Raw genomic sequence first — 21038 nt, 5'->3', positions numbered from 1 at the left:
TTATAGATCGCCATATCCCTCATTTCCGTGATATGCCCGGTTGAGAGGAGCATCTCCTGTCATGGCGATGGCTCCAAGTACCGAGCGCACCCCGGCGATCAGCGCCACCGATCCCGTACCCCACGAGACGGGCACCGCCGGATATCGGCGCCTAACGGGCGCGCTCTTCGCCGCCGGGCTTGCGACCTTCGCCGCTCTCTACGGCACGCAGGCGGTACTCCCGGCGCTCTCTGCAGATTTCGGAGTCAGTCCCGCCGCCGCCGCATTGACGGTCTCGGTGACCACCGGAATGCTCGCGCTGTCGATCATTCCGGCCAGCGCGCTCTCGGAGCGGTACGGGCGCACCAGGGTGATGCTGGTCTCTGCAATCGCGACGACGATCATCGGGCTACTGCTCCCGGCCAGTCCCACCTTCGCGGTGCTGTTGATCGGCCGCGCCGCCGAAGGTGCAGCACTGGCGGGGATTCCGGCTGTCGCGATGGCGTTCCTCGCCGAAGAAGTGCATCCGGGCTCACTGGGTTCGGCGATGGGCAGATACATTGCCGGCACGACGGTCGGCGGACTTTCCGGACGGCTCGTAGCCTCATCGGTTCTCGATGTGAGCAATTGGCGGATCGCCCTACTCGGCAGTGGTGCAATGACTTTGGTATGCACGGTGTTGTTCGCGGCGCTGCTGCCGAAGTCCCAGTTCTTTGCCCCCAAGCGGGTGAGAGTCGGCACCACATTGCGGGTCCTAGGTGCGCACCTGCGAAACCCGGTCCTGCTCATCATGTTCGGGTTGGCATTTGTGCTCATGGGCGGGTTCGTGACCGTGTACAACTACCTGGGATATCGCCTGGTCGCCCCGCCGTTCGGTTTACCCACGGCCATTGCCGGCCTGCTGTTTCTGCTGTACCTGGCGGGAACGGTGTCCTCGGCGATGGCTGGACGGCTGGCGGACCGACGCGGGCGGGGCCTGGTGCTGATCTCCGCGGTGACCATCACGGCGGTGGGGCTCGCGCTGACCATCCCGGACTCGCTCGTCACGGTGATCATCGGCGTGGGGGTGTTCACCGCCGGATTCTTCGCCGCGCATACCGTCGCGAGCGGCTGGGTTGGCGCCGTCGCGCAGCGTGACCGCGCCGAGGCATCCGCGCTGTACCTTTTCACTTACTACCTGGGCAGCTCGGTGGCAGGAGCGGCGGGCGGATTGGCATACCAGGCCGGAGGGTGGGCACTGACGGTGCTCTTCGTGGGCGCCCTCCTGGCGATTGCCCTGGTCCTGGCCGCCGTGATGATGCTCCGAAACCGGTTTGGCCATATCAACGCACCCGAATAGAATTGCCGACACAGACATCGATCCGGCCATCACCGGGGAGTCTCCGGAAGAAAGGCTCCGTGCCCAGCACGGATCACCGAGTAGAGCCGGACGGGTAGGCCCGTCACAGCCTGCGTGAGAGGCCCCAGGCAAGTAGGGGCAAGCGGGGTGGTACCGCGGAGGTACGCCGACGGCGTCCCATCGTCCCCGTGCCGGCGAGCACAGGGAGATGTACCGACTATGCCTGATGGTCTTCGCGCGAGCGGCTCATCAACGGACGCGTACCCGCGCACCGATCTCGGCGCCGATCAACGCAGCGGATCACCGAATCTTCCTGCGCTGGAAGAGCAGGTGCTGCGCTACTGGGACACGGACGACACGTTCCGCGCCAGCATCGCCAATCGGGACGGCTCGCCGGAATACGTCTTCTACGACGGTCCGCCGTTCGCCAACGGGCTGCCTCACTACGGACATCTGCTCACCGGGTACGTCAAGGACATCGTGCCGCGTTATCAGACTATGCGCGGACATCAGGTGTACCGCCGATTTGGTTGGGATACACACGGTTTGCCTGCCGAACTGGAAGCAGAACGCCAGCTCGGTATCACCGACAAATCGCAGATCGACGATATGGGTATCGCCGAGTTCAACGACGCCTGCCGCGAATCGGTGCTGCGCTACACCAAGGAGTGGCAGGACTACGTCACCCGGCAGGCACGCTGGGTGGACTTCGACAACGACTACAAGACGCTCGATCCGACGTTTATGGAGTCGGTCATCTGGGCGTTCAAGCAATTGTGGGACAAGGGACTGGCGTACGAGGGATACCGGGTACTGCCGTACTGCTGGCGTGACGAGACACCGTTGTCCAACCATGAGCTTCGTATGGACGACGACGTCTACCAGAGTCGCCAAGATCCCGCGGTCACGGTGGGGTACCGGATCGCGGGCAACGCGGACAGCCAGTGGGCAGTGCTCGACGGTGCACGCCTGCTGATCTGGACCACCACCCCCTGGACCCTGCCCTCGAACCTGGCCGTCGCGGTCAACCCAGAGGTGACCTATGCGATAGTGAAGCCCGAGGGATCAGAGGAGCGTTACCTGTTGGCGCAGGCGCGAATCGGAGGCTATGCGCGCGAGCTGGGTGAAGAGCCGACCGTGCTGGACACGTACACCGGGGCCGAACTGCTGGGCCTGCGGTACCTTCCGCCGTTCCCGTACTTCCAGCAGGATGCGTCACCGAATGCCTTCACGGTGCTTTCGGCTGATTACGTCACCACCGACGACGGCACCGGCATCGTGCATATGGCCCCCGCCTACGGTGAAGAAGACAAGAACGTGACCGACAAGGCCGGGATTACCCCCGTCACCCCGGTCGACTCAAAGGGCCGATTCGACGCCACCGTGCCCGATTACCAGGGCCAGCAGGTGTTCGATGCCAACGCACAGATCATCAAGGACCTCAAGAACGGCACCGGTTCCGCGGGTGTCAATGACGCCGTCCTGCTGCGTCACGAGACCTACGACCACTCGTACCCGCACTGCTGGCGCTGCCGAAACCCGTTGATCTATCGCGCGGTGTCGTCGTGGTTCATCAAGGTGACCGAGTTCCGCGATCGAATGGTGGAGCTCAACGAACAGATCACCTGGTACCCCGAACACGTCAAACACGGCCAGTTCGGCAAGTGGCTGGAGGGCGCGCGCGACTGGTCTGTTTCCCGGAATCGATACTGGGGCAGCCCCATTCCGGTGTGGAAGTCGGATGACCCGGCGTATCCGCGCATCGATGTGTACGGAAGTCTCGACGAGCTGGAGCGCGACTTCGGGGTTCGTCCGACGAATCTGCATCGGCCGTACATCGACGAGCTGACCCGCCCCAACCCGGACGACCCGACCGGCAAGTCCACCATGCGCCGCATCCCGGACATCTTCGATGTCTGGTTCGACTCGGGCTCGATGCCGTACGCGCAGGTGCACTATCCGTTCGAGAACGCCGAGTGGTTCGACAATCACTTCCCGGCCGACTTCATTGTCGAATACATCGGCCAGACGCGCGGCTGGTTTTACGTCATGCATGTGCTGGCGACCGCGATCTTCGATCGGCCCGCGTTCAGAACCTGTGTGTCGCATGGCATCGTGCTGGGCAACGATGGCCAGAAGATGAGTAAGTCGCTGCGCAACTATCCCGATGTCAACGAGGTCTTCGACCGCGACGGATCCGACGCGATGCGGTGGTTCCTGATGGCGTCGCCGATCTTGCGGGGCGGCAACCTGATCGTCACCGAGCAGGGTATCCGCGAGGGTGTGCGGCAGGTGCTCTTACCGCTGTGGAACGCGTGGAGCTTCCTGCAGCTGTACGCGCCCAAGCCGGGCACATGGCGCACCGATTCGACGCAGGTACTGGACAGGTACATCCTGGCCAAACTGGCGCAGCTGCGTGACGACCTCACCGCGGCCATGGATACCTGCGATGTCTCCGGGGCGTGTGAGCAGCTGCGGCAGTTCACCGACGCACTGACGAATTGGTATGTCCGACGGTCACGTTCGCGGTTCTGGGACGAAGATTCGGATGCGATCGACACCCTGCACACCGTCCTGGAGGCGACCTGTCGTCTGGCCGCACCGCTGTTGCCGCTGACCACCGAGGTGATCTGGAAGGGTTTGACCGGAGAGCGTTCCGTGCACCTGACCGATTGGGTGCCCGAATCGGCACTGCCCGCCGATCCCGACCTCGTCGCGGCGATGGACGAGGTGCGAAAGGTGGCTTCGACGGGGTCTTCACTGCGTAAGGCCAAGAAGCTGCGGGTGCGCCTGCCGCTGCTGAAACTGACTGTCGCGGTGCCGAACCCCGAGCGTTTGGAGCCCTACCGGGCACTGATCGCCGATGAGCTCAACGTGAAATCGGTGGAACTCACCGACGATATCGCCGGCTACGGCAAGTTCGAGTTGACCGTCAACGCGCGCGCCGCGGGCCCGCGGCTGGGTAAAGAGGTGCAAACCGTCATCCGTGCGGTCAAGGCCGGCGATTGGGCGCAGCAGGCTGACGGAACCGTCGTCGCGGCCGGAATCACCCTGCAGGAGGGCGAGTTCGACTCACGGCTGGTCGCCGCGGAGCCCGATTCCACGGCGGCCCTGCCCGAGGGCGGGGGATTGGTCATCCTCGATGACACCGTCACCGAGGAGCTGGAGGCCGAGGGTTGGGCGCGCGATCTCATCCGAGAGCTTCAGGACCTTCGTAAGTCGTCGGGTCTGGAGGTATCCGACCGTATCGAGGTCACCCTCGAGGTCCCCGCCGAGCGCGGTGCCTGGGCCGAACGTCACCGCGACCTGATCGCCGGTGAAATCCTGGCCACGACACTGGAAATCGGCGAAGCCGGCCAGAATATGCGGACGCCCGCCACCGATCTCGGTGACGGGGTCCGGGTGTCCTTGAAGAAGACGGCGCGCTAGCGCGTTGGTTCTAGGCGGCCTTCACCGCGCGCCAGCGCTGATTGCCGCCGTCGAGGTGATGCTCGATATCGGTGAAACCCGCCGCCCGCAAGCGACCCGGCAGCGATGTCGTCGGCACCGGGTTATAGGTGTCACCGATGTGCAGCAGCCGGAAGAACGTGGAATGCACTCCGTCGCTGCCGGCGAAAACACCGCCGGGGGCCAGCACCCTGTGCGCCTGCGCGAACAGCTGGTCCTGCAGATCAGCCGTCGGAACATGGTGCAGCATGGTGAAGCACACCACGGAGCTGAAGCGGTCGTCGTCGAAACCGAGCCTGGTGCCGTCACCCTGGATCACGGTCGCCTGATCGCTATAGAGACGCTGCAGCCGCGAGGCCATGGTGTCGTCGATCTCGACGGCGGTCAGCTGCGGGGTGCGCTTGGTCAGCACTCGCAGATTCGCGCCATAACCGGGGCCGATCTCCAAGGTGTCCGCGCCAAGCTCAACGTCCTGAAGCGCCCACGGCAGGAGCTGTGACTCGGTTTTACGTGCCCACATCTCCGAGCTACAACACCACCGGTGCACCAAATTCATTGCCATGACATCAGGCTAGGGACGCTCCGGCTGTCCGAGTAGCGTGATTCAGCCATTTCTTATCGGAGTTCGGCCATCGGATGGCAACCGTGGTGCTCAGCGCGGCGGGATCGCCGGACAGGACACGTCCGACCTGCGCAATACGATGATCGCGTGTGTGCTGCCGGTCGATGGGTTCTGCACCTCGACATGGACGCCTTCTTCGCCTCGGTCGAGCAGCTGACCCGGCCAACCCTGCGTAAGCGACCGGTTCTCGTCGGCGGCACGGGAGGTCGGGGCGTGGTGGCCGGTGCGAGCTATGAGGCCCGGGTTTTCGGTGCCCGCTCGGCCATGCCCATGCACCAGGCGCGGCGCCTCGTGGGCATCTCCGCCGTTGTTCTGCCGCCTCGCGGGGCGGTATACGGAGTCGCGAGCCGACGGGTATTCGCGACGGTGCGATCGATGATTCCGGTGCTGGAACAGCTCTCCTTCGACGAGGCTTTCGGAGAGCCCGCGGAACTAGCCGGGGCCACCACCGAAACGGTAGGCCAGTACATCGACGAACTTCGTTCCCGGGTGCTCGCCGAGACCGGGCTCACCGCATCGGTCGGGGCGGGGTCCGGGAAGCAGCTCGCCAAGATCGCATCGGGATTGGCCAAACCCGACGGGGTGCGGATCATCGCTCCGGCGGAGGAACGCTCACTGCTCGACGATCTGCCGGTGCGTAAATTGTGGGGAATCGGACCCGTTGCCGAAGAGCGGCTGAACCGCCTGGGAATCAACACTATTGGCCAGTTCGCGGCGCTGCAGACCGGTGAAGTGGCCTCGGTGCTGGGCGGAACCATCGGCCCCGCGCTGCACCAACTCGCCCGGGGGATCGATGAGCGTCCGGTCGCCGAACGTGCCGAAACCAAACAGATCAGCGCCGAATCCACCTTCGCCGACGATCTGACGACTCTCGATCAATTGCGCGAGGCCATCGAACCCATCGGCGCCCACGCCCATCGGCGACTGATCAAGCATGGTCGCGGTGTGCGTACCGTCACCGTCAAACTTCGCCGCTCAGACATGAGCATCCTGACCAGATCGGCGACTCTGCCCTACGCCACGACTGAACGGGCGGTACTGATGTCGGCCGCGCGCCGGCTGCTACTCGACCCTGTTGAGATCGGTCCCATTCGCCTTGTTGGCGTGGGATTCTCGGGATTTTCCGACACTCAGCAGGCCTCGCTGTTTCCCGACCTGGACCAGACCGAATCGATTGCCGAAACCGACGAGTCCGCATCAGCTGTCGCCGCGGCGGAACCAAGCGCGGCGAGCTGGGGCGTCGGTGACGACGTCAGCCATCCCGAGTTTGGGCATGGTTGGATCCAGGGCACTGGGCACGGGGTCATGACCGTGAGATTCGAGACACGCGGCAGCGGGCCCGGCGTCGCGCGGACCTTCGGCGTCGATGACCGGGATGTCACCCGTGCCGACCCGGTGGCCAGTCTGGACTGGCCGGAGGACTCAGCCGAGCCGGTCGACGACGGCGCGGAGATCTGATCCGGTGGCCAGTGCCGCAATCAACAGCACGCGCGCCTGTGCGGAACGTAGCCGGGGCACCACCACCGCGCCGGCATCGATCAATCTCTGGCCCGGCGCATATCCAGCCGCCAGCTCCCCGCCCGGCACCCGGGTGGTCACCAGCACCCGTATCCCGTTCTCGACGAGACGCGAAACCGTCTCGATGACAGCATCATTGGCATTGCCCGCGCCCATCGATTCGAGCACCAGTCCCTGGGCGCCGGCACGCACGTAGGAGTCGAGCGCCACTGCGTCGGCGCCCGGATAAAGGCTCACGATGTCGACGCGGGGTAACGCGGCGCGGGTCACGGTGCCGAGGAATGGTGCGAGGGCATCGCCGCTGCGAACGAACACGCCGTCGCGCACATGCCCGACAGTGGTGGTACCGGCGAATCCGGCGGGATTGGCCAGATCGATCTTGCGCAGGCCCGGCGCCGCATACACCTGCCCGGCGAAGCACACCACCACACCCAGAGCCTCTCCACTTGCGGCCACTGTCAGCGCATCGCGAAGGTTTCCCGGACCGTCGGATTCGGGGTGGTCGCCACTGCGCTGCGCCCCGGTCAGCACGACGGGCACCTGAACCGCGCAGGTCAACGCGAGCCAGAGTGCCGTCTCCTCCAAGGTGTCCGTGCCGTGCGCGATGACGACTCCGGAGGCGCCGCCGGCGACATGGGCGCGGATGGACGCGGCGATCTGCTGCCAGCGCTGCGGCGTCATTTCCGAACTGTCGATCGTCATCAGATCGTCGACCATGACCTCGCCGTACCCTGATGCCGCGAGTAGGTCATCGCCCGAACTGCGGTGCCGGGCGATGCCGTCACTGCCGACCTCGGTCGCGATGGTTCCGCCGGTGGTCAGCAGCACAAGGGTCGGTGATGAGCCTTTGGGGCGAAGAGCATCGGGCACAGCGGCGATCATCGCAGACACGCTGCGCAAAGCGCCTCACCGAGTAAGGGATGATGGGTGGCGTGAGTGACGAGCCCCAGACCGCCCCGAAGCCCAAGCGGCGGATAAAACTGCTGCTCATCGTGGCGGCGGTGGTGCTCGCGGTGGATGTCGTCAGCAAGGTTCTGGCCGTCAGACTGCTGCAGCCTGGCAAGCCAGTGCCCATCATCGGCGACACCGTCAGCTGGACGCTGGTGCGTAACTCGGGCGCCGCGTTCTCCTTTGCCACCGGATACACCTGGGTGCTGACCCTCATCGCCATGTCGGTCGTGGTGGGAATCCTGCTCATCGGACGCCGGTTGGTCTCCACGTGGTGGGCGATCGGTTTGGGCATGATCCTCGGCGGCGCGCTGGGCAATCTCGTCGACAGGTTCTTTCGGGGACCGGGACCGCTGCGCGGTCACGTGGTCGACTTCCTCTCGGTGGGGTGGTGGCCGGTCTTCAATGTGGCCGATCCGGCGGTGGTAGGTGGGGCGATCCTGCTGGTGGCGCTGTCACTGTTCGGCTACGACTACGACTCCGACGAGCGCTCGACGCGAGGAGCATCGACCACGGACGAGCGCTCGACGCGAGGAGCATCGAGCACAGACGACGAGACGACGCCGGACGACGCCGACGCGCAGGCTTCCCAGATCAAGCCGACATGACCTCGCGTTCCCTGCCGGTGCCCGACGGTCTGTCCGGCATGCGGGTCGACGCCGGGCTGGCACGCCTGCTCGGGCTGTCGCGCACGGCCGCGGCAACTCTCGCCGAAGAGGGCGCGGTGCTTCTCGATGGGGTTGCGGTCACCAAGTCCGAGAAACTCACCGCGGGCACCTGGCTAGAGGTCACCCTCCCCGAACCCAAGGCCCCGCCGGAGAATCGGGTCGAGGCCATCGAGGGCATGAAGATTCTCTACGCCGATGACGATCTGGTCGCCGTCGACAAACCAGCGGGCGTCGCGGCCCATGCCTCTGTCGGCTGGAGCGGTCCCACCGTGCTCGGCGGGCTCGCCGCCGCCGGGTTCCGGATGACTACGTCCGGTGTGCCCGAACGCAAGGGAATCGTGCACCGCCTGGACGTCGGAACCTCGGGCGTCATGGTTGTCGCGTTGTCGGAGAAGGCTTACACCGAGCTCAAACGCGCCTTCAAGTACCGGCGCGTCGAGAAGCGCTATCACGCTCTCGTACAAGGACATCCGGACCCGTCCAGCGGCACCATCGATGCCCCCATCGGGCGGCACCGGGGACACGACTGGAAGTTCGCCGTGGTCGAGGACGGGCGTCATTCGATCACCCACTACGACACCCTTGAGGCGTTCGTGGCGGCCAGCCTGTTGGACATACATCTGGAAACCGGTCGCACCCACCAGATCCGGGTGCATTTCTCGGCCATCAAACATCCCTGCTGCGGTGATCTGACCTATGGCGCGGATCCGACGCTGGCTGCCAAGCTCGGGCTGGAACGGCAATGGCTGCACGCCAAGTCGCTGGCCTTCACACATCCGGGCGATGGTCGCTGGATGGAAATCACCAGCGAGTATCCGGACGATCTGGCGCACGCGCTCGACGTCCTGCGATGAGTGGGATCGTCGCCGCTCCCGAAGAGAATCGTCTGAAGTCCGGATACCTGTTCGGTGCGGCCGCCTATTTCATGTGGGGATTGTTTCCCGCGTTCTTCCCTCTGCTGAAGCCGGCCAGTGCGCTGGAGATCCTGGCGCACCGGATGATCTGGACGCTGCTGCTGATGGTGATCGTCGTCGCCGTTTCCGGGCGATTGCGCGATCTCATCGCGATGGGGCCGCGCAACTGGTTCCTCCTCGCGGGTGCCTCGGCTCTCATCGCCCTCAACTGGGGTGTCTACATCTATGCCGTCAACTCGGGGCATGTCCTGGACGCCGCGCTCGGATACTTCGTCAACCCGTTGGTGACGGTGTTGTTGGGTGTGCTGATCTTCCGGGAGCCGCTCAGCCGATGGCAGTTGCTGGCCCTGGTACTGGCAGTCACGGCAGTCATCGTGCTCACGATCAACTACGGGCAGCTGCCGGTCATCACCTTGGTCCTGGCCGTCTCGTTCGCCGGGTACGGAGCCATCAAGAAGACGGTGACTGTCGATCCGCGGGTGAGCCTGACGGCCGAGGGAATCGTCGCGGCACCGTTCGCGCTGGCCTATGTGGCGTTTCTCGGTCTCGCCGGGCAGCAGCACTTCCTTGGCTATACCCACGGTCACACCGCGCTGATCGTGTTCAGCGGTGTGGTGACAGCGCTGCCGCTGCTGATGTTCGGAATTGCGGCACAACGCATTCCACTGGTTACCCTTGGGTTGCTGCAGTACCTGACACCATCGCTGCAGATGCTCTGGGGTGTGCTGGTCAAGCATGAGGCGATGCCCCCGGAGCGGTGGGCCGGCTTTGCGCTGATCTGGGCGGCGCTGGTCGTCTTCACGGTCGACGCGGTGCTCAGTGCGCGCCGGGTGCGGCCCGCCACGACCTGACACACAGTCATCGCCGCCGCCGCGCCATTGCGTTGCGCCGACGCCGGACACAGCGGATCGCACGCGATTCCCGCCGACTGGGTGCGCTGGGACTCGTCTCGAACCCGTGGTTGACGCCGTTGCGCGACGCGGCGCTGCGGGCCACCCGGGGTATGTCCCTACGGCAGATGGATCGGGTGCTGCAATGGCAGCCGCCACCCGTGCGAGGATTCGTCGGGAAAACGGGCCCTGATCGTTGCTGACGGGGCTTTTGTGACCGCTGTGATTCGGGTAGCTGGATGAGCGGGGCGACACACCCCCGACACGCCCGGGACTGTCAGACCCTCGCCATAAACTGACCCCTCTAGCGATTGACGCCCCCATCGTGGGTCGGTACGAAAGGCACGTGTGAGCTCCTCGAATTCTTCGTTCGTGCACCTGCACAACCACACCGAGTACTCGATGCTCGATGGTGCGGCGAAGATCAAGCCGATGCTTGCCGAGGTTGAGCGCCTCGGCATGACGGCGGTCGGCATGACCGACCACGGCAACATGTACGGCGCCAGCGAGTTTTACAACGTCGCCAGCGCGACCGGGGTCAAGCCCATCATCGGCATCGAGGCCTACATCGCGCCGGCCTCTCGGTTCGACACCAAGCGTGTCTTCTGGGGCGATCCGGGGCAGAAGTCCGATGACGTGTCCGGTTCGGGTTCCTACACCCACATGACGATGGTCGCCGAGAACGCGACAGGACTGCGCAACCTGTTCAAGTTGTCCTCACTGGCCTCATTCGAGGGCCAGCTGGGTAAATGGGCGCGCATGGACGCCGAGCTCATTGCCGAGCACGCCAGCGGCATCATCGCCACCACCGGATGTCCTTCCGGTGAAGTGCAGACCCGGCTCCGTCTCGGTCAGGAGGCCGAGGCACTCGAAGCCGCCGCCAAATGGCAGCAGATCTTCGGCAAGGAGAACTTCTTCCTGGAGCTGATGGACCACGGGCTGTCCATCGAACGCCGGGTGCGCGAGGGACTGCTGGAGTTGGGCAAGAAGCTCGGCATACCTCCGCTGGCCACCAACGACTGCCACTACGTCACCAAGGACCACTCGCACAACCACGAAGCACTGCTGTGTGTGCAGACCGGCAAGACCATGTCGGACCCCACGCGCTTCAAGTTCGACGGTGATGGCTACTTCCTGAAGCCGGCGTCCGAGATGCGCGACCTCTGGGATGACGCCGTGCCCGGCGCGTGTGACAACACCCTGCTCATCGCCGAGCGGGTGCAGTCGTACGAAGACGTCTGGAGCTTCAAGGACCGCATGCCGGTGTTCCCGGTGCCCGAGGGTGAAGACCAGGACTCCTGGCTGCGCAAGGAGGTGGACCGTGGACTGGAGCGTCGCTTCGACGGCGTCCCCGGCGGGGTACCCGAGGAGTACTTCACCCGTGCGCACTACGAGCTGGACGTCATCAAGCAGAAGGGTTTCCCCGCATACTTCCTGGTCGTCGGGGACTTGGTCACCCATGCCAAGGAAGTCGGAATCAGGGTGGGCCCGGGCCGTGGATCGGCGGCCGGATCGCTCGTCGCCTACGCGCTTGGGATCACCAACATCGACCCCATCCCACACGGGCTGCTGTTCGAGCGCTTCCTGAATCCGGAACGACCGTCGGCACCCGATATCGATATCGACTTCGACGACCGTCGCCGCGGTGAGATGGTTCGGTACGCCACGGACAAGTGGGGCAGCGACCGGGTCGCGCAGGTCATCACCTTCGGCACCATTAAGACCAAGGCGGCGCTGAAGGACTCCGCGCGTATCCACTACGGCCAGCCCGGATTCGCCATCGCCGACCGGATCACCAAGGCGCTGCCACCGCCCATCATGGCCAAGGACATTCCGCTTTCGGGTATCACCGACCCCGAACACGAGCGGTACAAAGAGGCCGCCGAGGTTCGCACCCTGATCGACACCGATCCCGATGTGCGGACCATCTATCAGACCGCCCGCGGTCTGGAAGGCCTGATCCGCAACGCCGGTGTGCACGCCTGTGCCGTCATCATGAGCTCGGAGCCACTCACCGACGCCATTCCGCTGTGGCGGCGCGCGCAGGACGGCGCCATCATCACCGGCTGGGACTATCCTTCGTGTGAGGCCATCGGCCTGCTGAAGATGGACTTTCTGGGGTTGCGCAACCTGACCGTCATCGGTGATGCGCTGGACAACATCAAGGCCAACAGGGGCATCGATCTGGACCTGGATCATCTGCCGCTGGAAGATCCGGCCACGTACGAATTGCTCTCCCGCGGTGACACTCTCGGCGTGTTCCAGCTCGACGGCGGGCCCATGCGGGATCTGCTGCGTCGTATGCAGCCCACCGGATTCAACGACATCGTCGCCGTGCTGGCGCTGTACCGCCCCGGCCCGATGGGCATGAACGCCCACAACGACTACGCCGACCGCAAGAACGGTCGCCAGCCCATCAAGCCGATTCACCCCGAGCTGGAGGAGCCGCTCAAGGACATCCTCTCGGAGACCTACGGTCTGATCGTCTACCAAGAGCAGATCATGTTCATCGCCCAGAAGGTCGCCTCGTACTCCATGGGTAAGGCCGACGCGCTCCGTAAGGCCATGGGCAAGAAGAAGCTTGAAGTCCTGGAGGCCGAGTACAAGGGCTTCTACGAGGGGATGACCAACAACGGCTTCTCCGAGAAGGCCGTCAAGGCACTGTGGGACACCATTCTTCCGTTCGCCGGATACGCGTTCAACAAGTCGCACGCCGCCGGCTACGGATTGGTGTCGTTCTGGACCGCCTACCTCAAGGCCAACTACCCCGGCGAGTACATGGCCGGGCTGCTTACCTCCGTGGGTGACGACAAGGACAAGGCGGCCGTCTACCTCGCCGATTGCCGTCGTCTGGGCATCACGGTGTTGCCGCCGGACGTCAACGAGTCGGTCCACAACTTCGCCTCGGTGGGGGAGGACATCCGATACGGGCTCGGTGGCGTTCGAAATGTCGGCGCCAATGTGGTGCAGTCCCTGATCGCGACCCGGGAATCGAAGGGCGCCTTCACCGATTTCTCGGACTATCTGCACAAGATCGACATCGCGGCCTGCAATAAGAAGGTCACGGAATCGCTGGTGAAGGCCGGAGCCTTTGACTCGCTGGGGCATTCCCGCAAGGGGCTTTTTCTCGTCCAGTCCGATGCCGTCGACTCGGTGTTGGGCACCAAGAAAGCCGAAGCCATGGGGCAGTTCGACCTCTTCGGCGGTGCCGGCGATGACGACGCCGACGCATCCAGCGTGTTCGCCATCAAGGTGCCCGACGAGGAATGGGAAGAGAAGCATAAGCTCGCGCTCGAGCGAGAGATGCTGGGGCTTTATGTATCCGGGCACCCGCTCAACGGGGTGGCGCACCTGCTGGGCCGCCAGACCGACACCCAGATTCCCACGATCCTCGAAGGCGACATCGCCAACGACACTCAGGTGCGCGTGGGCGGAATCCTCGCCTCGGTCAACCGTCGGGTCAACAAGAACGGAATGCCCTGGGCTTCCGCGCAACTCGAGGACCTAACCGGTGGCATCGAGGTGCTCTTCTTCCCGCAGGCCTATTCGGTGTACGGTGCCGAGATCGCCGATGACGCGGTCGTTCTGGTGAACGCGAAGGTGGCGATCCGCGATGACCGGATTTCACTGATTGCCAATGACCTTGTGGTGCCCGACTTCTCGCAGGCTTCCGATGATCGTCCGGTTGCGGTCACGCTGCCGACGCGACAGTGCACCATCGACAAGGTGACCGCACTCAAGCAGGTGCTGGCGCGGCATCCCGGGACCAACCAGGTCCATCTGCGGTTGATCAGCGGAGAGCGTGTCACCACTCTCGAACTCGATCAGTCGCTTCGGGTCACGCCCTCATCGGCTCTGATGGGTGACCTCAAGGCGCTACTCGGGCCCGGCTGCCTGGGCGGCTAAGCCTGCGCGTGTCGGGTCGCTGTGGCATCGGCGAGCTCGGGCACGACGGGATCGGCGGAGTCGAGCCATTCGGCTTGATCGGCCACTACACCGGTCAAGATTTTGCGTGCGGTCGCCAGTAACTCGGCTACGCGCGGTGAGGTCAGTGTGTACAGCACGGACAGTCCTTCGCGGCGGGCGGTCACCAGGCCGGCACGCCGTAGCACGGCCAGCTGCTGCGACAGGTTGGCCGCCTCGATACCCACTTCGGGCAGCATTTCGGACACCGCTTGATCGCGCTCGCTGAGCAGCTCCAGCACCCGAATCCGCACCGGATGGCCCAATGTCTTGAAGAAGTCCGCCTTCATTCGGTACAGCGGTTGACGCGCATCCATATCCAGTCCACCTCACCACACAACAACTTGCAAAGATTAGCAACCCGGCAACACTGCAGGACAGGGGCCCGTCTATAGTTCCTGACGGCTCTCGCCGGGGCCTTACCTGTACTCAGCAGGGCTGTCTGCTGCTCACTCCGGCGAGAGCCGCATAAGACGCCAGGAGTGTGTATGACAACGGATCGGCCCACCGCAGGGCAGTACATCACCTACGCCTACGGAAAGCGCTTGCCCGACTCGATGCGGGACTGGGTGACCAACGATCTGTCCGGCCCCGGTGCGGTGCGGCGGCACATGATCCGGTACGTGATCCCGCCGCATTTCATCCTGGCGCCGTTCTGGCTTCTGCCGGGTGGACTGCTCTTGCATGTAGCGATCACCCTGCCCATCTACGTCTGGGCGATCCTGATGACCCACGCTCTCAACAAGATCTGGCGCCGCTACCGGTTGGCCCAGCACGATCTGGACCCGAAACTCGCCGATATCGGTAACCGCGAAAAGCATGCGCGCAAGCACCAGACATACGCCCAGCGCTACGGCGCGCGCCCGGAGTCGACCGACACCTACTCCAGCAGCGACCCCATCTGAGAAGCACTCAACGCCGCGTCCCTGTCCAGGGCTCTTCGTTCTTCTTCCGCCGCGCCGCCTCTGCGTTCCGGTCCTTGGCCCATTGCTGCTCGAAGGTCAGTCCCGGCCGTGCGCTGGGAATCCGGTTCATCGCCCGGCTGAGCCAGCGCGGCGGGGTGGCCGGCTCCCATTGCGGGAACGTGACACTGAGCGAATACATGGTCTTCAGGACGACGAACACGCCGAACAGCGCCGAGGGCGCGTCGGTAACCGCGACCGCGAACATCCCGAAAATCAAGGTGAGGTGCACGACGGCAACGCGCATGAAGCCACGGCTTGCCATCACCTCCAGCTGCCAGAAAGACCAGCGGCGCAGTGATGGCAGATCGATCAGAAAGTCGACGGCCAGCGCGATAAGAACCTGCAGGCATCCGAACGCGACAGTGTGCCAATCGATGCCGATCAGTGCGGCCTTGCCGTTGTGGGTGAGGAGCAACACGATGACGGCCAGGAAGAACCCGTGCGCCGCCGAAAAGATGAGAGTCGTGAAGAGGAATCCCTTGATGAAGGAAGTTCGCGAGTAGCTCTGATCCGGCCCGGGTGCCTCGTACCGGAAGTGCCCGTGGCGCGGACTCCACCGCTTGTGAAGAAGTGCCCGGAGTGCGACGAACAGGGACGCCACCACGGTCTCGAACCAGTAGACCGCCAGCGTCGTGCCGGCGGTCCACCCGCCCACGAACCAGCCGGTGAGGGGAATCGCGTTGACCGCGAGCATCGTGGCCAGGTGCAGAATCCGGTTGAGAGTCCCGGGGACCTCCGATGTCGTGGTCGAGCCCTGCGGGATCACCGCTAGCCCAGAATGTTCACGGCGCGGGCCAGTACCAGCGCCACTGTGGACAGTGCGACCATCGACTGCAAGGTCATCAGCATCTTCGCCCAGCGCGACAAGGGCATGGTGTCGGTGGGGGAGAACGCGACGACGTTGGTGAAGCTCACGTAGAGGTAGTCAGGGAACTTCGGGCGCCAATCTGGCGGAGCGAGTTCGGGATTGGCCATCTGCGGAAACATGAAATCCGGGTGCGGCCGTTCGGTGGTGTGGCGCGCGAACGGTCCGCCGCGGTCGAACTCCCAGTACCACATGCCGAACACGATGATGTTGGTGATGAAGATGGCCAGGCCACTGCCCAGGAGTACCCGCGGATTGTCACCCATCTGCCCGGTGACGATCTTGTAATCCAGCAGCGCCGCCGAGATGGTGTTGTCGGCGGTGATGGCAGCGATCAGCACATACGTCGCCCAACGCCCGAGAGTTGTTGAACGCGTGAACTTTATCGGGTTCAGGATCACCAGGACGACCAGGAGCGCGGACTCAAGGGCGGGGAGCGGCCAGCGTGGCGTCAGATTGAACTGTGCGGGGATGGCTAGCTGAAGGCCGATCGCCGCGATGAGGGCGACAAGAACCGGTATTCGGCTTTCCGGAGCGCCGGGACGTAACCAGGAAGGCAGATGTTTCTCGGCGGCCAGTACGTCATCGGTCACCTCGTGGGCCAGCCGCTCTATGCGGTGCTCATCGGGATGTCCGGCGGACGATTGGCTCGGTGAAGACATGGGGATGTATTACACCCCGTTGGGTGGTTCTGCTCAGTGAATGAACGAGCCGGCGAGCCAGACCATGCTGGCCACCGCGGCGGCCGAGAGCACCGCGGTCGACAGCGATGCCACCAGCAAGAGCGCCACCACGAATACCGCCGCGCCGACTCCCAATGCCAGCAGCTTGTAGGCGGGCACGGCGGCGACGTCCACCGGCCGCACTCCATGTGCTGCGCGCTCGAACGTCGTCATGAATGAAGGATATGCCTAATCGGGAAGTTCGGTCAACCGAACACTCCCATCGTGGGCTCTAGAACTAAAGTCGGGGGGTGTCCTACGCGGGCAGGGCTCCCGGGCGATCGGCATTATCGGCGTGATTCCCCCACGCCTGGGGCGATACAGTTGTCGGCATGCCATTAACCGGTGAATACGAACCCAGTGGACTCGATTGGTCGCAGAAGCAGGTGGCCAAGATTATCGAGAGTGGGACCACCGACGGCATCACCATCGCGGACATGCCGGTGATCCTGCTGACCACACTGGGCGCGAAGTCCGGCAAGCTGCGCAAGATCGCCCTGATGCGGGTCGAGCACAACGGCGAGTACGCCATCGTGGCCTCGCTCGGCGGTGCACCCAAGAACCCCGTCTGGTACTACAACGTCAAAGAGAACCCGCTGGTCGAGCTGCAGGACGGCAGCACCACTAGGGACTACCAGGCGCGCGAGGTGGTCGGCGACGAGAAGGCACAGTGGTGGGATCGCGCCGTCGAGGCCTACCCGCCGTACGCGGAATACCAAACCAAGACCGACCGTCAGATCCCGGTTTTCGTGCTGACACCTGTCTCTTGAGCACGGCTCAGGCCGTCACCGCCAGCGATATCGATGCGGCGGCCAAGCGCATCGACGAGGTGGTGCACCCGACTCCCGTCCAGCACGCCGATCGTCTCTCGGCACTCACCGGGGCCAACGTCTATCTCAAACGTGAAGATCTGCAATCGGTTCGCTCGTACAAACTGCGTGGTGCGTTCAACCTCCTGATGCAGCTCAGCGACGAGGAGAAGGCTGCCGGCGTCGTGTGCTCCAGCGCTGGAAACCACGCCCAGGGGTTCGCGTTGGCCTGCAACTCGATGGGTGTACACGGGCGCGTGTACATCCCCAGCAAGACTCCGAAGCAGAAGCGGCAACGGATCATCTATCACGGCAACGGGTTCGTTGAGCTCATCGCCGTCGGGCACGGCTACGACGAGGCGGCCGCGGCGGCCAAGGCAGACGCCGAACGCACCGGAGCCACCCTGGTCCCGGCGTTCGACGATCCACGGACTATCGCCGGGCAGGGCACCATTGCCGCCGAGATCCTTGACCAGCTCGAGGTCCGGCCGGACGTTGTGGTGGTCCCGGTCGGTGGCGGCGGGTGTATCTCCGGGATTACCACCTACCTGCGGGAACGGGCTCCTCGGGTACGGGTCGTCGGTGTCGAGCCGGCCGGTGCCGCGTGCATGGCGGCCGCGATGCGGGCGGGTGGGCCGGTCCCACTCGATCATGTCGATCCGTTCGTCGACGGCTGTGCGGTGCAGGTGGCCGGCGCGGTTCCGTACCGGCTGCTGGCCGCTGCCGGAGAGACATTGACGTTGATGACCGTCGACGAGGGTGCCGCCTGCACGGCCATGCTCGAGCTGTACCAGAACGAGGGCATCATCGCCGAGCCCGCCGGCGCCCTGTCGGTCGCCGCGCTGTCAGAACTGGATCTGGCCCCGGGTGAGACGGTTGTCTGCCTGATTTCCGGTGGTAACAACGATGTGTCGCGGTACGGCGAGATCCTGGAGCGCTCATTGGTGCACCTGGGGCTCAAGCACTACTTCCTGGTCGACTTCCCGCAGGAGCCGGGTGCGTTGCGCCGATTCCTGGGCGACATACTCGGGCCCAACGATGACATCACGCTGTTCGAGTACGTCAAGCGGAACAACCGCGAGATGGGTGCCGCCCTGGTGGGCATCGAGCTCAGCAATGCCGAGGATCTCGCGGGCCTGCTGGACCGCATGTACGCGTCGGACCTCGATATCGAACGGCTGGAACCGGATTCGGCGGCATTCCGCTACCTGACGTAGCGTCGACTATCCGCTCTTGCGCAGCACGACCAGGGCGCGGTCCTGTACGCGCACGGCCTTGCCCGCGTCGACTATCGCCGAGCATTGTCCGTCGGGTTCGGCAGTGTCGAGGACGGCTGTCCACTGCGTCGCGTAGTCGCCGTCGGGTGTCACGAAATCCAGCGGTTCGTCATAGGCGTTGAAACACAGCAGGAATGAGTCGCCGGACACACGTTCGCCGCGTGCATTGGGTTCGGGGATCGCATCGCCGTTGAGAAAGACGGCCAGACTCTTGCCGAAACCGCTGTCCCAGTCGGCGGTGGTCATTTCCTCGCCCGCGGGTGTCAGCCACGCGATGTCGCGGACTTCCTCGCCCTCGCGGATCGGTCGTCCGGCGAAGAAGCGGCGGCGGCGGAACACCGGGTGCTGTTTACGCAGTGCGATCACCGATCTGGCGAATTGCAGCAGGTCGGAATTTGCCTGAGCCAGCTCCCAGTCCATCCAGGACAGTGTCGAATCCTGGCAGTACACGTTGTTATTGCCCTGCTGGGTGCGGCCGATCTCGTCGCCGTGCGAGAGCATCGGTGTGCCCTGGCTCAGCACCAGAGTCGCGAAGATATTGCGCATCTGACGGGCACGCAGCGCGAGAATCTCTGGATCGTCGGTGGGACCTTCGACGCCGCAGTTCCACGAGCGGTTGTAGGTCTCGCCATCCTGATTGTTCTCGCCGTTGGCCTCGTTGTGTTTCTCGTTGTACGAGACCAGGTCTCGCAGTGTGAAGCCGTCATGTGCGGTGACGAAGTTGATACTTGCGCTGGGGCGGCGCCCGGTCGCCTCGTAGAGATCTGAGGAGCCGGTGAGACGGGAGGCGAATTCGCCGAGGGTGGCGGGCTCTCCGCGCCAGTAATCGCGGACGGTGTCGCGGAACTTGCCGTTCCATTCGGTCCACAGGCCGGGGAAGTTGCCCACCTGGTATCCGCCTTCGCCGATATCCCAGGGTTCGGCGATCAGTTTGACCTGACTGACGATCGGGTCTTGCTGCACCAGGTCGAAAAAGGCGGACAGGCGATCGACGTCATGCAACTCGCGGGCCAGGGTCGAGGCCAGGTCGAACCGGAATCCGTCGACATGCATTTCGGTGACCCAGTAGCGCAGTGAGTCCATGATGAGCTGCAACGTGTGTGGGTGGCGAGCGTTGAGACTGTTGCCCGTCCCGGTGTAGTCGGTGTACCGCGCGAGGTTGTCGTCGTTGAGTTTGTAGTAGGCGCGATTGTCGATGCCGCGGAAACTCAGGGTCGGGCCGATGTGATCGCCCTCGGCCGTGTGGTTGTAGACGACGTCGAGGATGACCTCGATACCTGCCTCGTGCAGTGCGCGAACCATTGCCTTGAATTCGGCGACGGCGCCGCCTGCGTGCGGTGATGATGCGTACCCAGCATGCGGAGCCAAGAAACCGAAGGTGTTGTACCCCCAGTAGTTTCGCAATCCAAGGGTGATCAGCCGGCTGTCATGGAAGAACTGGTGCACGGGCATCAGTTCAATGGCGGTAACTCCGAGAGAACGCAGGTGCTCGATGACGACTGGATGCGCCAGACCGGCGTAGGTGCCCCGGAGCTCCTCGGGTATTCCGGGATGTGTCTGCGTCATGCCCTTGACATGAGCCTCGTAGATGACCGTCTCGTGGTACGGAGTGCGTGGGCCACGATCCGAACCCCAGTCGAAGTAGGGGTTGATGACCACAGAGGTCATGGTGTGGCCGAGCGAGTCGCGCGCGACGAGTGTCTCGGTATCCAGTGGGTCGGTCTGGTAGGAGAGCAGGGGCGGATCCGCCTCGGGGGTATAGCCGAACTCGCCGTGAAAGGCCTTGCCATACGGGTCGAGCAGCAGCTTGTTCGGGTCGCAGCGGTGCCCGGCCTCAGGTTCCCAGGGCCCGTGTACCCGGAATCCGTAACGCTGGCCGGGGGAGATGGTTGGCAGATAGCAGTGCCACACGTACCCGTCGACCTCATCGAGTGGCACTCGGGTTTCTGTGCCGTCCTTGGCGATCAGGCACAGTTCGACGGCCGTGGCGACCTCGGAGAACAACGAGAAGTTGGTGCCGGCTCCGTCATAGGTGGCGCCCAGCGGATACGGGTTACCCGGCCATACCTGAAGTGGTGGCAGGGTCATAGTGATAGACCCTATCGGTCTACA

At 64.2% G+C, this 21038-nt stretch carries 17 protein-coding genes; 10 read left to right on the top strand and 7 right to left on the bottom strand.

Going from position 1 to position 21038, the window contains the following annotated elements; translation table 11 throughout:
- Positions 1-61 precede the first annotated feature (61 nt).
- Positions 62-1318: an MFS transporter gene (locus BB28_RS13210; protein ID WP_046253820.1), complete on the top strand. Its 1257-nt coding sequence runs from the start codon at positions 62-64 to the stop codon at positions 1316-1318.
- A 219-nt stretch (positions 1319-1537) separates the two neighbouring features.
- Positions 1538-4747, top strand: coding sequence for an isoleucine--tRNA ligase (ileS, locus tag BB28_RS13205; RefSeq protein WP_046253819.1), 3210 nt, complete (start codon positions 1538-1540; stop codon positions 4745-4747).
- Between the two features lie 10 nt (positions 4748-4757).
- Here ileS and BB28_RS13200 read toward each other — a convergent pair whose 3' ends face one another.
- Positions 4758-5327, bottom strand: coding sequence for a class I SAM-dependent methyltransferase (locus BB28_RS13200; protein ID WP_191985232.1), 570 nt, complete (start codon positions 5325-5327; stop codon positions 4758-4760).
- Between the two features lie 147 nt (positions 5328-5474).
- Between BB28_RS13200 and BB28_RS13195 the strand changes: the two genes are divergently transcribed.
- Entirely contained in the window at positions 5475-6845 is a 1371-nt protein-coding gene (locus tag BB28_RS13195; protein ID WP_075874254.1) for a DNA polymerase IV, read from the top strand.
- Here the strand turns inward: BB28_RS13195 and BB28_RS13190 are convergent.
- Entirely contained in the window at positions 6810-7727 is a 918-nt protein-coding gene (locus BB28_RS13190; RefSeq protein WP_046255809.1) for an asparaginase, read from the bottom strand. The genes BB28_RS13195 and BB28_RS13190 overlap by 36 nt on opposite strands.
- 98 nt (positions 7728-7825) lie before the next feature.
- On the opposite strand from BB28_RS13190, the gene lspA reads away from it, so the two are divergent.
- The 4 genes from lspA to dnaE all read left to right on the top strand — a co-directional run bounded on the left by lspA (position 7826) and on the right by dnaE (position 14231).
- Positions 7826-8461 carry a signal peptidase II gene (lspA, locus tag BB28_RS13185; RefSeq protein WP_046253816.1) on the top strand — a complete coding sequence of 212 codons (636 nt, stop codon included), beginning with the start codon at positions 7826-7828 and terminating at the stop codon, positions 8459-8461.
- Positions 8458-9375: an RluA family pseudouridine synthase gene (locus BB28_RS13180; RefSeq protein WP_046253815.1), complete on the top strand. Its 918-nt coding sequence runs from the start codon at positions 8458-8460 to the stop codon at positions 9373-9375. The genes lspA and BB28_RS13180 overlap by 4 nt, the downstream gene beginning before the upstream one ends.
- Positions 9372-10286, top strand: a complete 915-nt coding sequence (gene rarD, locus BB28_RS13175; protein ID WP_046253814.1) for an EamA family transporter RarD — start codon at positions 9372-9374, stop codon at positions 10284-10286. Before BB28_RS13180 ends, rarD begins: the two co-directional genes overlap by 4 nt.
- 387 nt (positions 10287-10673) lie before the next feature.
- Positions 10674-14231 (top strand): DNA polymerase III subunit alpha, encoded by a 3558-nt coding sequence (dnaE, locus tag BB28_RS13170; protein WP_046253813.1) that lies wholly within the window; start codon positions 10674-10676, stop codon positions 14229-14231.
- On the opposite strand, the gene BB28_RS13165 is transcribed toward dnaE, so the two are convergent.
- Positions 14228-14605 (bottom strand): ArsR/SmtB family transcription factor, encoded by a 378-nt coding sequence (locus tag BB28_RS13165; protein WP_046253812.1) that lies wholly within the window; start codon positions 14603-14605, stop codon positions 14228-14230. The genes dnaE and BB28_RS13165 overlap by 4 nt on opposite strands.
- Before the next feature lie 171 nt (positions 14606-14776).
- On the opposite strand from BB28_RS13165, the gene BB28_RS13160 reads away from it, so the two are divergent.
- The gene (locus BB28_RS13160) at positions 14777-15193 is read left to right on the top strand and encodes a DUF5313 domain-containing protein (RefSeq protein WP_030093419.1); all 417 of its coding nucleotides are present in this window, start codon (positions 14777-14779) and stop codon (positions 15191-15193) included.
- 7 nt (positions 15194-15200) lie between these two features.
- Here the strand turns inward: BB28_RS13160 and BB28_RS13155 are convergent, their stop codons facing one another.
- Genes BB28_RS13155 through BB28_RS13145 form a run of 3 tightly spaced genes read right to left on the bottom strand, consistent with a single transcriptional unit; the run spans position 15201 to position 17014 of the window.
- Entirely contained in the window at positions 15201-16016 is an 816-nt protein-coding gene (locus BB28_RS13155) for a DUF6498-containing protein (protein WP_263854232.1), read from the bottom strand.
- 5 nt (positions 16017-16021) lie between these two features.
- Entirely contained in the window at positions 16022-16780 is a 759-nt protein-coding gene (locus tag BB28_RS13150) for a hypothetical protein (RefSeq protein WP_046253811.1), read from the bottom strand.
- Positions 16781-16813: 33 nt separating this feature from the next.
- Complete coding sequence (locus BB28_RS13145; protein ID WP_046253810.1) at positions 16814-17014, bottom strand: hypothetical protein; 201 nt, start codon at positions 17012-17014, stop codon at positions 16814-16816.
- A gap of 158 nt (positions 17015-17172) precedes the next feature.
- Between BB28_RS13145 and BB28_RS13140 the strand changes: the two genes are divergently transcribed.
- Together BB28_RS13140 and ilvA are read left to right on the top strand one after the other, a co-directional pair.
- Entirely contained in the window at positions 17173-17610 is a 438-nt protein-coding gene (locus BB28_RS13140) for a nitroreductase family deazaflavin-dependent oxidoreductase (protein WP_046253809.1), read from the top strand.
- The gene (ilvA, locus tag BB28_RS13135) at positions 17607-18866 is read left to right on the top strand and encodes a threonine ammonia-lyase IlvA (protein ID WP_046253808.1); all 1260 of its coding nucleotides are present in this window, start codon (positions 17607-17609) and stop codon (positions 18864-18866) included. The genes BB28_RS13140 and ilvA overlap by 4 nt, the downstream gene beginning before the upstream one ends.
- 6 nt (positions 18867-18872) lie before the next feature.
- Here the strand turns inward: ilvA and glgX are convergent, their stop codons facing one another.
- The gene (gene glgX, locus BB28_RS13130; protein ID WP_046253807.1) at positions 18873-21014 is read right to left on the bottom strand and encodes a glycogen debranching protein GlgX; all 2142 of its coding nucleotides are present in this window, start codon (positions 21012-21014) and stop codon (positions 18873-18875) included.
- Positions 21015-21038 lie beyond the last annotated feature (24 nt).

The sequence above is a fragment of the Mycobacteroides chelonae CCUG 47445 genome (assembly GCF_001632805.1).
In the GTDB taxonomy this organism is placed as follows: Bacteria; Actinomycetota; Actinomycetes; order Mycobacteriales; family Mycobacteriaceae; genus Mycobacterium; species Mycobacterium chelonae.
Note: the sequence above shows the minus strand (reverse complement) of the source record. Positions and strands in the feature narration are given on the sequence as shown.